This window comes from Cupriavidus sp. SIMBA_020 (assembly GCF_046535395.1).
In the GTDB taxonomy this organism is placed as follows: domain Bacteria; phylum Pseudomonadota; class Gammaproteobacteria; order Burkholderiales; family Burkholderiaceae; genus Cupriavidus; species Cupriavidus campinensis.
Map to the genome: position 1 here is coordinate 79,257 of NZ_JAWRWU010000012.1, position 14,129 is coordinate 93,385.

The following is a 14,129-nucleotide window of genomic DNA, read 5'->3' on the forward strand; positions in this document are numbered from 1 at the left end:
ATATGTACGCACCCCTTCGCGCCGCCCGGCCGGCGCTGATTCTCCTCGTTGCCGCCCTGGCCGCCGCCGGCTGCACCGTGGGCCCCGACTACCGCACCGCCCCGGAAGTGGCCGGCAATGCGGTGGCGGCCGGCACCTTCCCGCACGCACCGACACTGGCCGAGGCACGCCAGCCTGACGTGGCCGACTGGTGGCGCGCACTGGGCGACCCGCTGCTGGCCAACCTGATCGAAACCGCGCTGCGCGACAGCCCGGACATCCGCGCCTCGCGCGCCCGCGTGCGGCAAGCCCGCGCCGGGCTGGCCGGGAATCGCGCAAACCTGATGCCGAAGGTCAATGCCAGCGCTGCCATGCTGCGCACGCGCGAGCCGGACCTGGCCTCGTTTGGCGGCGACGGAGGGGGCGGAGGGGGCGGAGGGGGCGGGGGCGGCCGGGGGCCGCTGTCGCTCTATATCGCCGGGTTCGATGCGAGCTGGGAACTCGACCTGTTCGGCGGCACGCGCCGCGCCATCGAAGCGGCATCCGCCGAGGCCGATGCCGCCGATGCCGAACTGGCCGATGCCCACGTGCAGCTGGCCGCCGAAGTGGCGCAGGCCTACGTCACGCTGCGCGAGCAGCAGGCCAGCCTGGCCCATCTGCGCGCGTCGGAGACGCTGGAAGCCGACATGCTCGACCTGACCCGCCAGCGCCGCGCGCGCGGCGTGGCCTCCGAACTCGAAGTGGAACGGCTGCTGACGCAGCTGGAAAACACCCGCGCCCGCATCGCCCCGGTGGAGGCGGGTTTGATCGAATCGTTCGACCAGCTCGCACTGCTGACCGGCCGCTCGCCCGGCACGCTGGACACTGCGCTGGGTCCGTCGCGCGACCTGCCGGTGCTGCCCGAGACCGTGGCCGTGGGCGATCCGGCCACGCTGCTCAAGGCCCGGCCCGATATCCGCGTGGCCGAACGCCGGCTGGCCTCGCGCACGGCGCAGATCGGCGAGCGCAAGGCGGACTGGTTCCCGAAGGTGTCGCTGCTCGGCTCGCTCGGCTTCAGTGCGATGGACCCGGGCCACCTCGTCCGCAAGGAAAACGGCACGTGGCTGACGCTGCCGCGCCTGCAATGGAACATCCTCGACTTTGGCCGGGTGGCGGCGAGCGTGGATAACGCCGAGGCCGGCCGGGACGAAGCCGAGGCCAGCTACGAGAGCGTGGTGCTCAAGGCGCTGCGCGATGCCGACGTGGCGCTCTCCCGCTACGGGCACCAGCGCGACAACGTGGTGGTGCTGCGCCGCGTGGAGGCGTCCGCCGAGCGCGCCTCCACGCTCCAGCAGCAGCGCTACCGGGCGGGCACCGCCAGCATGCTCGAATGGCTGGACGTGGAGCGCACCCGCGTGGTGGCCCAGCAGGACCGGATTTCGGGCGATGCCAACCTGCTCAAGGACTACGTTTCGCTGCAGAAGGCGCTGGGGCTGGGCTGGCGCACCTAAGAAAACGCCTACACGCAAACCAGACGCCCACCCCTGTTGGCGCCACCGCGCGCCCGGCACAGTGGCGTGTGGATAGAATCCGGGTGGGCGGCATCGGCATCTGATCAGCTGGCGCCGCCCCCGCGCCGTGGTTTGCAACAATGTGTTACAGATCCCGCCGGCGCGCGCCCCCGGATGCCCGCCCGCCATGCACTTCAACGCCAACGACAGTCTCCTGATCAACGTGGTCGCCAGCATGGTGGTGGTGCTGGCGGGCACGCTGGTGGTCAAGCTGATCAACCGCTTCTTCTCGGGGCGGCTGCAGGCGGACAACCGGGGCGCCTATCGCGCCTGGACCGTGGCGTCGCGCAATGTGGTGGCGGCAGTGATGTTCCTGCTGTTGCTCGGCATCTGGGTGTCGGAGCTGAAGAGCGTGGCCATTTCGCTGGCGGCGTTCGCGGCGGCCCTGATCCTGGTCGGCAAGGAACTGGTGATGTGTTTCCTGGGCGCGTTCATGCGGATGATTACGCGGCCCTACCAGCTGGGCGATCTGGTCGAGATCGGGCCGTTCGGCGGGGAGGTCATCGACATGGATGTCATGTCCACCACGCTGGTGGAGGTGGCGCCCACGCGCCAGTACACGGGCTTTACGGTGCAGGTGCCGAACAGCCTGCTGCTGACCACGGCCGTGCGCAACCATTCGCAGGCCGGCAAGTACACGCTGGACATGGTGCGCATTCCGCTGGCGGTGGGCATGGACCCGGACGTGGTGGAGGCGAAGCTGCTGGCCGTGGCGCGCCAGGCGTGCGAGCCGTTCATGGAAGAGGCCGGCCGCACGCTGCGCCGGTATGGCGACATGCGCTTCGTGGACCTGTCGCAGTTCGAGCCGCGCGTGCTGTTCGAACCCGTGGACGCCGAGCGGGTGGACGCCATCGTGCGGTTCCCGGTGCCGGTGAGCGCGCGCCTGCCGGTGGCCCAGCAGATCGTGCGCGGCTACTACCGCGCGTGCACCCTCCCGCAGGCGGGGGCGGCGGTATAAGGTGGAAGACAGGTGAAGAAAGGGGCGGATGCAGAGCCGTTCCCGCAATGCAGCAAGATGGCCTGACGGGGATCTTCGAGGAGAGCGGATCATGGCGCCGATGCTGAGGCTCTGGATGGACGGGGTGGGCGGCGGGCCGGGCTGGGCCGGCTGGCGGCGCGGCCGCTCGCTGGTGGCGCTGCTGCTCGTCTCGCTCTGCCTGGCCACGCTGGCCGGTTGCGCGAGCCTGCCGGCCAATGCCGGCCGCACCCCCAGCTACGCCGCGAAGGACACCAGCAACACGCTGCTGGCCCGCACCCTGGCGCCCCGGCTGGCGCAGAACCCCGGAAAGTCGATCTTCTATCCGCTCGGCGCCGGCCCGGACGCGCTGGCCGCCCGCATGGCGCTGGCGCGCGCCGCCCAGAAGACGCTGGACATCCAGTACTACATCTTCGACATTGACAACACCGGCAGCGTGCTGATGGGCGACCTGATCGACGCGGCCGACCGGGGCGTGCGCGTGCGCATCCTGATGGATGACATCCACACCGGCAAGCAGGACAAGACCTGGGCCGCCGTCGATTCCCACCCCAATATCGAGGTGCGCATCTTCAACCCGTTTGCCAGCCGCCGCGCGCGCTGGTTCGAACTGGCGTTTGACTTCGGCCGGCTCAACCGCCGCATGCACAACAAGCAGATGACGGTGGACAACCTCGTCACCATCGTCGGCGGGCGCAATATCGGCGACGCCTACTTCTCGGCCAAGCCGGACATGGATTTCAGCGACCTGGACGTGATGGTGGCCGGGCCCGCCGTGCCGGCCGCGAGCGCCGTGTTCGACGAATACTGGAACAGCGCGAGCGCCTACCCGGTGGCCACGCTGGTGCCGGAGGGCAAGGAGGCGCCGGCCGAGCTGCGCGCCTTCCGCAAGGCCATCGAGGCGCGCGGCGACCAGGTGCGCGCCAGCGAGTTCGTGCAGGAACTGCTCGACTCGGGGCTGGCGCGCGGGATCGAGCTCGGGCATCTGCCCGGCTACGTGGGCGGTGCGCGCATCATCGCGGACAAGGCCGACAAGGTGGAGGAAGACCCGGACGACCCAACCTCCCACGCCATTCCGCAGTTGCGCGCGATGATGGAAAAGGCAGAGCACGAGCTGGTGCTGGTGTCGCCGTATTTCGTGCCCGACGACGAGAACATGGCCTGGCTGGCCGGTATCGCCAAACGGGGGGTGAAGATCCGCGTGCTGACCAACTCGTTCGCCGCCACGGACGTGGCCGCCGTGCACGCCGGCTACGCGCCCCGGCGCAAGGCGCTGCTGCGGGCCGGCATCGAACTCTATGAACTGAAGCCCACCGCGAACGCCGAGCTGGCGCGCGGCCGGGCGCGCAAGAGCCGGATGTTCGCCTCCAGCCGCGCCAGCCTGCACGCCAAGACCTATGTGGTGGACCGGCGCCTGCTGTTCATCGGCTCCCTGAACCTGGACCCGCGCTCGATCAAGCTCAATACGGAGATGGGCGTGGTGCTGGACAGCCCCCCGCTGGCCGAGCGGCTGGTCAAGAGCATGGATGACGGCCTGCTCGACATCGCCTACAAGGTCGAACTGCGCAAAGGGGAGGGCGGCGGGGAGTCCATGACGTGGACCACGCGCGAGAAAGGCGAGGTTTCAACCGTGGAGAGCGAGCCCGACATGAGTGTGTGGCAGCACATGGGCATCGGCATCCTGCGGGTGCTGCCGGTGGAGGACCAGCTATAGGGATGGGGCGGATGGGGCGGATGGGGGGGAATCGGCCTCGGGCGGCTCGGAGGACTGGAGCAGATGCTCCTGAAGCCGTGACAGCTCCTGGGCGATGCCGCCCGGAAAGCCTTGCCGGCTCCCGCGCTTGTCGATCAGCAGGTCGGCCAGGAAGAGCGTGACCGGGGTCGGGTAGCCCTGCTGGCCGGCCAGCGCGGCAAGCTGATTGGCGATGCGCGGATAGGTGTGGAACAGCTCCAGGGGCCGCACCTCGCGCGGTAGCTGCGCGAGCCACTTCAGCGCGGCGGGCGTCAGCGCCTGCGTGGCCGGGTCCGGCGGCTGGCGGGCGTCGCGCCAGTCCACGGTGCCGGTGCCGGTAGTCGGCACCTCGCCGTCGAGAATCTTCTTGGCTTCCTCGACGGAGACAAATTCAAACGAGATCGGGTCCATGGCAATCGGTGGCAAGACGGCACGGAATGCGCGCCGACACCGCATTCTATCGGCATCCCCTGCCGGAAAGTTGACGTCTTGTTGGCGAAAGTCAGCGCGGAAGTCAGCCCGAACGTCGGCGCGGAAGTCATGCGAGCGCGCCGCAATCCGCATGGCACCGGCCCGGCCGGTCGGCGACGATGAAAGCGTTGCCGGAGCCCATGATGACCTACACCCTGATGATCGAGAATGACTGCCTGCCCATGGCCTTGCGCGCCGGGGCCGAACTGGCCTGCGCCGGAGGCACGCTGTGGCTGACGCTGGAAGGCGCCCGGCCGCGGCGTTCGCCCGATATCGTGCTGGAGGCCGGGCAGCGGCACCGCGTGACCGAGGACGCCACCTATTTCCTGACCGCGCTGGGCCACGGCGCCGTGACCGTGTGCCGGGTGAGCGCCCCGCCTGCCCTGCCTACGCCGCCTACGCCGCCGCTACGGCCCCGGTGGCGCTGGCGCAGCCTGCCGCTGCGCTGAGGCGGGCGCCACCCGGGCGGCCTCGGCGCGAATCCAGGCGGCCACGCGCGCCACGTCTTCGCGCGGATGGTCGGTGGCGTGGATCAGCCAGAACGCGTTGGGGCTGCCCAGCGCGGCGCCGGGCATATCGACCACCGCCAGTTGCCCGCCGGCGATCAACGGCTGGATCAATTCGAGCCGCCCCAGCGCCACCCCCTGGCCGGCCAGCGCCGCGTGAATCATCTGGTCGTACTGGTTGAAGCGCAGGATGCCGCGCCGGCTGGCCTGCCGGTAGCCATGCGCGCCGAGCCAGTTGCGCCAGTGCAGCCAGGGGCGTGGATCGTCGAATTCGAGCAGGGGCAACTGGGCGAGCTCGGCCACGGTGGTCAGCCGGTGCGCGCCCAGCGACGGATGGGCAACCGGGGCGATGGTTTCATCGAACAGGCGGATGGCGTCTGCCGGGGCGTCGGCCTCGCGGCAATAGCGGATGGCGAGGTCGATGCCGTCCGCACGCAGGTCGCTGATCTGGTTGCTCGCGGAGAGCCGTACGTCGAGCTGCGGATGGGCGCGCTGCAGGCTGCCCAGGCGCGGCAGCAGCCACAGCCCGGCCACGCCGATGCTGGCCGTCACGGTCACCGGCTGGCGGCCATCGCGCCTGCGCAGTTCGCCGGCCACGTCCTGGAGCTGCTGCACGGCGCCGTCGGCGCTGCGGAACAGCCGCTCGCCCTCGGGCGTGAAGGCCACGCCGCGATGCTGGCGCACGAACAGGCGCACTTGCAGATGGTCTTCCAGCGCGCGGATCTGCCGGCTGACGGCGGACTGCGTCAGGCACAGGTCGTCGGCGGCCTGGGTGATGCTCATGCGCCGGCCAACGGCCACGAAGCCCTTGAGCAGATCGAGCGGGAACAGCCGGGCGAGCGGGACGGACATGGTGGGATGGGTGAAATGGTGTGCTGGGATTAAAGCACGGGAGAACCGCTGTTGCCATGAGCTGCACGCATGGCAGCAGGGCGGAAATGTCGCTTGAACCGGCGCCGCCGATCGCCTGAAATAGAACGACCGTGCGACCCGATCGCCATCTTTTCCGGACCCCATCGCCATGACCAGTCACCCCACGTCCCATGCCGGCACCGCATTGCCGCCCTGGTGGCGCACCGCCTGGTTCCTGCTGCTGGCCGGCGGGCTCGTGATGGGGCTGGCGCTGGGCGCTCGGCACGTGCAGGGCCTGTTCATGCTGCCGATCATCACGGACCGGGGCTGGACGCGCGAAACCTTTGCCTTCGCCATGGCCGTGCAGAACCTCACCTGGGGGCTGGCCCAGCCGTTCACCGGCATGGTGGCAGACCGCTTCGGCTCGGCCCGGGTGATGCTGGCCGGCCTGGCGCTGTACGCGGCGGGCCTGTTCCTGATGGCGCAGGCGGCCACGCCGGCGGCGTTCGTCTGGTCAGCGGGGCTGTGCGTGGGCGTGGCGCTGTCCGGCACCACCTTCGGCGTGGTCTATGGCGCCTTGAGCCGGATGATTGCGCCGGCGCAGCGCAGCCGGGCGCTGGGGCTGGCCGGGGCGATGGGCGGCATTGGCCAGTTCCTGCTGGTGCCGGGCGCGCAGGCCATGATCCTCCAGGCGGGCTGGCGCGGCGCGCTGCTGATCCTGGCCGTGACCGCCGCCGCCATGCTGCCGCTGGCGCTGCCGTTCCAGGACCGGGCACAGCCGGCTGGCGGCGCCGGGGTCGGAGGCGGAGGCGGAGGAGTTGGCGGCGCCCAGCCGCCGCTGCTTGGGGCGGTGCGCGAGGCCTTCCGCCATTCCGGCTTCTGGCTGCTCAACCTCGGCTTCCTCGCATGTGGCTTTCAGTTGGCTTTTATCGCCAATCACCTGCCGGCCTACCTGCGCGACAAGGGCATGCAGCCGTCCGAGGGCATGGCCGCGCTGGCGGTCATCGCGCTGGCCAATATCGCCGGGACGTACTGGTTCGGCGTGCTGGGCGGCCGGCATTCGCGCAAGTATCTGCTGGCCGGTATCTATTTAGTACGGACGGCGGCGATGGCGCTGTTCGTGCTGCTGCCGCTCAGCGCCGCTACGCTCTACGGGTTTGCGGCGGTGATGGGCTTCCTCTGGCTCGGCACCGTGCCGCTGACCAGCGGCATCGTCTCGCAGGTCTTCGGGGTGCGCTATATCACCACGCTGTTCGGCTTTGTGTTCTTCGGCCACCAGTTGGGCTCGTTCCTGGGGGTCTGGCTGGGCGGGGTGGTGTTCGAGGCCACGCGCTCGTACGACCTGGTGTGGATGGGGGCCATGGCGCTCGGCGTGGTGGCGGCCGCGCTGCACTGGCCGATCGACGACCGGGAGATTGTCCGCGCGGGCTGGCCGCAGCCGCAGCGCTGAGTTCAGCCGGCTGGGCTATGCTTGGCATGGACTCTGGAGACATGCCATGCCCATCCCGTTTTCCGTGCGCGCCGCCCGCGTCGCGCTCCTGGCCGCCCTCGCCGCCGTGGCCGCCGTGGTCCTGGCCGGTTGCGCCACGCTCCAGCCGGTGCAGACCGCCCAGTCGATGCTCGGCAGCCCGCAAAGCGCGGTGCGCGAGACCTTCGGCAACCCGACCGAGACCTACCAGCTGGCGGACGGCACCCAGCGCTGGATCTATTCCAAGCAGCCCTATGGCTACGAGGTCTACGCCGCGGACTTCGACGCCGCCGGCAAGCTGACCGGCTTCCGCCAGACCCTGACCGAGAAGGAGATCTACGAGGCGCGCCCCGGGGTCTGGACCAAGCGCGACATCGCCGAGCGCTTCGGCCTGCCGCGCGAGCCGGTGCAGTACTTCACCCTGATGAAGCGGGAGGCGTGGAGCTACCGGATGTACATGGCCGGCAACCTGCCGGCGCACTTCAGCGCCTATTTCGACGACGCCGGCGTGCTGGATCGCACCATGATCATCATGGACTCGCGTGGCGGGGACCGCAGCCGCTCCAAGTAAGTGGGGGGCGATGGGGTGGCGCCCCGGCTAGCCCCTATAATGGGGCGCCTCCGCCATGTCGGGCGCGGCGGCTCTTCATCAGGTTCCCCGCCGTTCTCATGCCCTCGTACCCTCTTGTCCTTTGCCTGACCATAGCCGTGGTGTGCAGCGTGGGCATGGTTATCGCCACCTGGCCGCGCCGCGACGATCCCACGATCAAGGCTTTCCTCGTGCTGGCCGGCGGCGTGGCGATCTGGAGCGGCGGGCGGCTCCTGGAAGTCAGTTCGGCCGACCTGGCCGGACGCATCTTCTGGGCCAAGGCCCAGTACGTCGGTATCGTGATGGTGCCCATCGGCTGGCTGGTGGCGATGATCCACCTGAGCCGGCCGCGCTACGTGGTGCCGTGGTCGCGGCTGTGGCTGCCGGTGCTGGCGGCGGTGGTGTCCGTGGTGCTGGTGCTGACCAACGAGCGGCATCACCTGATCTGGACGCGCATCGACCTGATGCCGGCCGGGGTCTCGCCGGGCGCCATCTTCCACCATGGCCCCGGCTACGTGGTGGTGGCGGCGTGGACCTATTTCATGCTGCTGCTGAGCCTGGTCTTCCTGCTTACGGCGGAGGTGCCCAATGCGGCGCTGACGCGTTGGGGCCGGGCCATCGTGGCCAGCAGCCTGACCCTGCCGCTGCTGACCCACATGGCCTACCTGCAGCGCTGGACCAGCCCGCTGGGCGGCGACCTGACCCCGGCCACGTTCTCCCTGATGACGGTGGTGGTCTGGATCTGCGCGCTGCGCACCCATCTGGATGACATCGGCCACTACGCGCGGCTGCGTGTGTTCGACACGATTGGCGATGGCTGCGTGATCGTCGACGCGAAGGGGCACATCGTCGAGTTCAACCCGGCCGCCGTGCGGCTGGTGCCCGACCTGCGCCGGGGGCAGCCGATGCCGGCCGTGTGGGACGAGGCGCTGCGCCAGCCGCGCGAGGCGGGGGCCGGCGACGGCGCCGTCCCCTACATTCCCCAGGACGCGCACTACGAAGTGACGGCGGAGCCGGTGATGCGGCTGGACGGCAAACGCATCGGCACGCTGGTCTTCATGCGCGACATCAGCCGCTACCAGTCGCGCGAACTGGCGCTGACGGCCCAGCTCGGCCAGACCGAGGCGCGGCTCTCGCGCGTGGAGGCGGACCTCGACATCGACGCGTTGACCGGCATTCCGAACCGGCGCTTCTTCCAGCGCGAGTCCCTGCTGGCCGTGACCCGGGCCTTCGAGGCGAACGCGCCGATCGGGCTGCTGATTCTCGACGTGGACCTCTTCAAGCAATACAACGACCTGTACGGCCACCCCTGCGGCGACGACTGCCTGCGCCGGGTGGCCACCGCGCTGACCAGCGTGCTGGCGGGGGAGCAGTTCTGCGCGCGGCTGGGCGGCGAGGAGTTCGCGGTGGTGCTGCCGGATGCATCGCAGGACGAGACGCGCAACGTGGCGCGCCGCATGGTGGCGGCGGTGCGCGACCTGGAGATCCCGCACAACGGCACGCCGGTGCAGCCCTTCGTCACGATCAGCGTGGGCGCAGCCTGCGCGGTGCCGGACGCGCCACGGCTGGAGCCGCTGCTGCACCGGGCGGACAGCGCGATGTACCAGGCCAAGCGCGCCGGGCGCAATCGCTTCGTTCAGGATGGGAAGATCTACATGGGCCTGCAGGCGTAGTGGCACGCGCGGGGGCTTGCAAAATCCGCAAGGTCATGTAGAATGCGCCGCTCACCTTGCCCAGGTGGCGGAATTGGTAGACGCACTAGGTTCAGGTCCTAGCGGTGGCAACACTGTGGAGGTTCGAGTCCTCTCCTGGGCACCAAAGTTTCAGCAAAAAAGCCCGCGACGAAAGTCGCGGGCTTTTTTGCTTCCTGCGATCGATCAGCCCTCGCCAGCCAGTGCCAGGCCCGCCCGCACCGTCGCGCGCTCGCCTGCCGCCTGCCGGATGACATCGCCCACCATCTCGGCCGTCACTGCCGACAACGTCCACCCCAGATGCCCGTGCCCCGTGTTGTAGAACACGTTGGCCTGCCGCCCGCGCCCCACGCGCGGCATCATGTTCGGCATCATCGGCCGCAGCCCCGCCCACGGCACCACGCTGCGCGTGCTCACGCCGGGGAAGCAGGTGTTGACCCAGTCGATCAGCGGGCGGATGCGGTCCGCGCGGATGTCGCGGTCGATGCCGTTGAACTCGGCCGTGCCGGCCACGCGGAAGCGGTCCACGCCGAGCCGGCTGGTCACGAGCTTGGTCTCGTCGTCGAGCAGGCTGACCGTAGGGGCCGCAGCCTGGCTGGCGGCGTCGGGCAGGTTCACCGTGATCGAATAGCCCTTCACCGGGTAGATGTTCACGCGGTCGCCCAGTTGCGCGGCGAACTGCCGGCTGGCCACCCCGGCGCAGACCACCACGGCGTCGAAGGTCGTCGACGTGGTTGCGGTGCCCTGCGCGCCGTCGCGGACGGTGATGGTGGCCCTGCGGCCGTCCGATGTGACCGTCTGCACATCCTGGCTGTAGCGCGTGACCACGCCGAGCCGCTGGGCCGCCGCGGCCAGGCCGGAGGTGAACTTGTGGATGTCGCCGGTGGCGTCGCTCTCGGTGTAGTAGCCGCCGTAGTACTGGCCGGCCAGTGTCGGTTCGATCGCACGCATCTCCTCGGGCGTGACCGCGCGGCGCGGCAGGCCGCCCTCGGCCAGCAGGCGGGAGACCTCGCCGGCATGGTCGAAGCCCGCCTTGTCCCGGTAGATATGGAGGATGCCCTGCCGCTTGAGGTCGAAGTCGATGCCTTCCGCCTCGGCCCAGCCGAACAGGTGCGCCCGGGCGGCGATGGCCAGCCGGGCGGTCTCGATCGTGTTCGCCCGGTAGTGCGGCATGGCGGCGATGAATTCGGCGAACCAGCTCAGCTTGTGCCAGGTGGGGCGGGGGTTCACCAGCAGTGGGGCGTCGTTGCGCAGCATCCACTTGATGCCCTTCACCAGCGTGGAGCGGTGGGTCCAGACCTCGGCGTTCGATGCGGAGAGCTGGCCGCCATTGGCGAACGAGGTTTCCATGGCCGCGTAGCGATGGCGCTCGAGCAGCGTGACCGCGAAACCACGTTTGGCGAGGGCGTAAGCGGTCGTCACGCCGGTGATGCCACCGCCGATGACTGCGATTGTCTTCATGTTGTCAGGTCTTCCAGGACGTCGTGGATGGGGGGTACGTGGCGCACCATGCGCGACGCACGCCCCCTCTGTCCTTGACCTGAGAGATTCACGATGCGCGCGGGCGCATCGCTTGCTCCTTCGGTACCGTCGGCTGACGCGAGCCGGGGTTCTTCAGAGTGCAATGGCGTTACCGGTCCTTTGGCCTGAGAGTTTCCGGGGCGGTTGCTCCTTCGGCGCCGGCCTGCCGGGCGGCAGGCACAGTCTCTCCCGATAACGCGGGTAAAACAGGTACGACGGGGGCACTATGCCACGGGGATCGCTGCTCCGGCAACCCCGGCTAGTCGAGGTTGCGTGGCTTGCGGCCGGTAATCATCGCCCCGATCAGGTTTTCCTTGCCGGCCACGCTGGCAACGATGGCCACCAGCGCGTGCACCGCCACCAGCCCGAGCAGCGTGTTGGAGAGCCAGCGATGGATGTCGATGGGCCAGTCCTCGCCCCAGAACGGGTCGAGGCGGGAGAGCCAGCCGGTGACGGCGAGCAGCAGGATCAGCGTCCACATCGCCAGCATCATCACCGCGCCGAGCGGCGTGTGGCTGATGAAGCGCGGCGCGCGGCGCCGGGCCATGGCCCGGGCATGGACCAGCACACCGGCAGGGCGCGGCAGCCAGGCGCGGAAGCGCGCGTGTTCGCTGCCGATGAAGCCCCAGAGGATGCGGAACAGCACGAGTCCGGCGGCCACGTAGCCCAGCAGGCGGTGCATCTGGTCGCCGGAATCGTCGATGATGTCGTAGCACACAATGGCCGCCACGCTCCAATGCGTGAGCCGCACCACCCCGTCCCAGACGCGGAGCGTGGCGACTTCGCGCAGCTGGCTAGCCGGGACCGACATGTTTACTTCTCGATCTCGGACTTCACGATGTCGAGCGTCTTCGTGTCGAAGTAGATCTCGGCCTTCTTGCCGTCCTTGGTGGTGCCGTAGATCTCGTAGCAGTTGCCGTCCACCTTGAATTTCTTGATGTTGTAGCCCTGGGCGGCGATCTTGGCCTTGGCGTCGGCCTCGGGCATCCATTCGGACTTCGGATGCTTGTCGCACTTGGCGCCCGCGAGCGCACCCGTGGAAAACGCACCGGCGATGAGAAGGACGGCGACTTTCAGCATTGCAACTCCCACAAGACACCCCATTCGGGGCGGATGCGGGAATCGTACGCGGTAACACGAATTATTATCAATCAATGTTTTCCCCAGCCTTGAGTCTCAAGCGGCAGGATTGTTCGTGCTGTGGGACAATCCGGCCGTGCCCGGAGGCACGCGAAGACCAAGGTGTTGCATGAAATCGATCGACTGGAAAGACTGGGAAATCTTCTGCCGCGTAGTGGAAGGGGGCGGCTTCACGCAGGGGGCCGAACTGGCGGAAGTGCCCAAGTCATCGGCCAGCGCAGCGGTTGCCCGGCTGGAAACCCAGCTTGGCGTGCGCCTCTTCGAGCGCACCACGCGGCGCGTGCGCGTGACCCAGCGCGGCCAGCAGCTCTATGACCGTGTGGCGCCGCTGTTCGGCGAGCTGCGCGAGATCAGCGCGGAGGCCGCCTCGGTGAGCGCCGAGGTCAGCGGCACGCTGCGCATCGCCACACCTTACGAGGTGGGTTCGCAGCACCTCTCGGCCTCGCTTTCGAGGTTGCTCAAGCTGCACCCGTCGCTGCACGTGGAACTCGACATGAGCTGGGACCAGCCCGACCTGATCCGCCACGGCTACGACCTCGCCTTCGTCATGACCGACACCAACCTCCACGACAGTTCGTTCGCGAGCAAGCGCGTGGTGCTGATCGAGCGTGCGTTCTATGCAGCACCCGCGCTGATCCGCGAGCACGGCCTGCCGCGCGCGCCGCAGGACCTGAAGGGCTGGCCGACGCTGGGCAACCTCGACGACGTGCAATGGGAATTCCTGCGCGACGGCGTGGAAACCTTCGCCATGGATGTTTCGCCGCGTATCTCCACGCATAACGCCGAAGTCCGCCTCAAGGCCGCGCTGGACGGGCTGGGCGTGGCGCGCATGTCGCCGCGCTTCGTGCACGAACATCTGGTACACGGCCAACTGGTGCGCGTGCTGCCCGGCTATACGTCATCCCCGCTGAAGGTGTACGTGCTGATGCCGGCCCGCAAGCTGATGCCGCCGAGCGTGCGGGCCTTCCTCACCGTGCTGGAAGAGACGCTGGGCGTGCCGGAGACCCGGCGCCCGGCGCCGCGTGCCAAGGCGCTGGCGGAAGCCACCGACATTGCCAACACGCCGGACGATGACGGCGGCGCCGTGGTGATCGGGCTCGACTGAGTTCCCGGGCGGGCCGGGAGCTCAGTAGGGCTGGTCGCCGGGGCGGATGTCGAAGCCGAGCGTGTCGGCGATCTCGAGTATCTCTTCGTCGTCCTCGCTGCGCGTGATCCAGCCGCCGTAGGCGTCGCCGCCGGTATCCCAGTTCCAGAGCGTGTAGCCGGCCATGCGCAGCTGCGTGGCGACGATCTCCATCAGCTCGGGCACGCTCGTGCCTTCCAGGAAGTCCTCGTCCTCGGTGTCCTCGGTGCCCCAGTCCACCTCGAGGTCGATCCGCTCGCAAAGCTGGTTCAGGCAGCCGATAAAGGACTCGGCGTCTTTCCAGTCGACGTAGTAGCCGGATTCCCAGTCGATGATGTCCTTGACCTGCCAGAGCAGGCCGGCGGCATCGATCTCGTCTTCCTCGGCGTCTTCCAGCGCTTCCTCGAACAGCGAGAACTGCCGGCTGGTCTGGGCGCTATCCCCGAGGTTGATCAGCGCGAACAGCCGGCTGATGGCGTCTTGCGCGTCGTCGTCCAGTTCAATTGCCATCTGCTCCTCCTCTGGCTTTGG

At 68.9% G+C, this 14,129-nt stretch carries 14 protein-coding genes, 1 tRNA gene and 1 riboswitch; of the genes, 9 read left to right on the plus strand and 6 right to left on the minus strand.

Annotated features, from left to right (window positions below):
- The first annotated feature begins 2 nt into the window (after positions 1-2).
- The 3 genes from SB751_RS21240 to SB751_RS21250 all read left to right on the plus strand — a co-directional run bounded on the left by SB751_RS21240 (position 3) and on the right by SB751_RS21250 (position 4,219).
- On the plus strand, positions 3-1,469 hold the full coding sequence (locus SB751_RS21240) for an efflux transporter outer membrane subunit (protein WP_144197680.1): 1,467 nt from the start codon (positions 3-5) through the stop codon (positions 1,467-1,469).
- A 187-nt stretch (positions 1,470-1,656) separates the two neighbouring features.
- On the plus strand, positions 1,657-2,487 hold the full coding sequence (locus SB751_RS21245; RefSeq protein WP_144197681.1) for a mechanosensitive ion channel family protein: 831 nt from the start codon (positions 1,657-1,659) through the stop codon (positions 2,485-2,487).
- Positions 2,488-2,578: 91 nt separating this feature from the next.
- Positions 2,579-4,219, plus strand: coding sequence for a phospholipase D family protein (locus SB751_RS21250; RefSeq protein ID WP_410748518.1), 1,641 nt, complete (start codon positions 2,579-2,581; stop codon positions 4,217-4,219).
- On the opposite strand, the gene SB751_RS21255 is transcribed toward SB751_RS21250, so the two are convergent.
- Complete coding sequence (locus SB751_RS21255; RefSeq protein WP_410748519.1) at positions 4,214-4,648, minus strand: hypothetical protein; 435 nt, start codon at positions 4,646-4,648, stop codon at positions 4,214-4,216. The two genes, SB751_RS21250 and SB751_RS21255, sit on opposite strands and share 6 nt — an antisense overlap.
- Positions 4,649-4,848: 200 nt before the next feature.
- Here SB751_RS21255 and SB751_RS21260 point away from each other — a divergent pair, with 200 nt between their 5' ends.
- Positions 4,849-5,157 (plus strand): DUF2917 domain-containing protein, encoded by a 309-nt coding sequence (locus tag SB751_RS21260; RefSeq protein WP_244844674.1) that lies wholly within the window; start codon positions 4,849-4,851, stop codon positions 5,155-5,157.
- Here the strand turns inward: SB751_RS21260 and SB751_RS21265 are convergent.
- Complete coding sequence (locus SB751_RS21265; protein WP_144197683.1) at positions 5,116-6,066, minus strand: LysR substrate-binding domain-containing protein; 951 nt, start codon at positions 6,064-6,066, stop codon at positions 5,116-5,118. The two genes, SB751_RS21260 and SB751_RS21265, sit on opposite strands and share 42 nt — an antisense overlap.
- A gap of 169 nt (positions 6,067-6,235) precedes the next feature.
- On the opposite strand from SB751_RS21265, the gene SB751_RS21270 reads away from it, so the two are divergent.
- The 4 genes from SB751_RS21270 to SB751_RS21285 all read left to right on the plus strand — a co-directional run bounded on the left by SB751_RS21270 (position 6,236) and on the right by SB751_RS21285 (position 9,941).
- Complete coding sequence (locus SB751_RS21270) at positions 6,236-7,516, plus strand: MFS transporter (protein WP_144197684.1); 1,281 nt, start codon at positions 6,236-6,238, stop codon at positions 7,514-7,516.
- Between the two features lie 46 nt (positions 7,517-7,562).
- Positions 7,563-8,105: a hypothetical protein gene (locus SB751_RS21275; protein ID WP_211943097.1), complete on the plus strand. Its 543-nt coding sequence runs from the start codon at positions 7,563-7,565 to the stop codon at positions 8,103-8,105.
- Between the two features lie 98 nt (positions 8,106-8,203).
- The gene (locus SB751_RS21280) at positions 8,204-9,796 is read left to right on the plus strand and encodes a diguanylate cyclase (RefSeq protein WP_144197686.1); all 1,593 of its coding nucleotides are present in this window, start codon (positions 8,204-8,206) and stop codon (positions 9,794-9,796) included.
- A 58-nt stretch (positions 9,797-9,854) separates the two neighbouring features.
- Positions 9,855-9,941 (plus strand) — tRNA-Leu (locus SB751_RS21285).
- Between the two features lie 59 nt (positions 9,942-10,000).
- Here the strand turns inward: SB751_RS21285 and SB751_RS21290 are convergent.
- The 3 genes from SB751_RS21290 to SB751_RS21300 all read right to left on the minus strand — a co-directional run bounded on the left by SB751_RS21290 (position 10,001) and on the right by SB751_RS21300 (position 12,415).
- Positions 10,001-11,275 (minus strand): D-amino acid dehydrogenase, encoded by a 1,275-nt coding sequence (locus SB751_RS21290; protein ID WP_144197687.1) that lies wholly within the window; start codon positions 11,273-11,275, stop codon positions 10,001-10,003.
- A 163-nt stretch (positions 11,276-11,438) separates the two neighbouring features.
- A riboswitch (glycine riboswitch) is annotated at positions 11,439-11,537 on the minus strand.
- Positions 11,538-11,594: 57 nt separating this feature from the next.
- Complete coding sequence (locus tag SB751_RS21295; protein ID WP_144197688.1) at positions 11,595-12,146, minus strand: cytochrome b/b6 domain-containing protein; 552 nt, start codon at positions 12,144-12,146, stop codon at positions 11,595-11,597.
- Positions 12,147-12,148: 2 nt separating this feature from the next.
- Positions 12,149-12,415, minus strand: coding sequence for a PepSY domain-containing protein (locus tag SB751_RS21300; protein WP_144197689.1), 267 nt, complete (start codon positions 12,413-12,415; stop codon positions 12,149-12,151).
- Between the two features lie 169 nt (positions 12,416-12,584).
- Between SB751_RS21300 and SB751_RS21305 the strand changes: the two genes are divergently transcribed.
- Entirely contained in the window at positions 12,585-13,580 is a 996-nt protein-coding gene (locus SB751_RS21305; RefSeq protein ID WP_144197690.1) for a LysR family transcriptional regulator, read from the plus strand.
- A 21-nt stretch (positions 13,581-13,601) separates the two neighbouring features.
- Here SB751_RS21305 and SB751_RS21310 read toward each other — a convergent pair whose 3' ends face one another.
- Complete coding sequence (locus SB751_RS21310) at positions 13,602-14,108, minus strand: hypothetical protein (RefSeq protein ID WP_144197691.1); 507 nt, start codon at positions 14,106-14,108, stop codon at positions 13,602-13,604.
- Between the last annotated feature and the right edge of the window lie 21 nt (positions 14,109-14,129).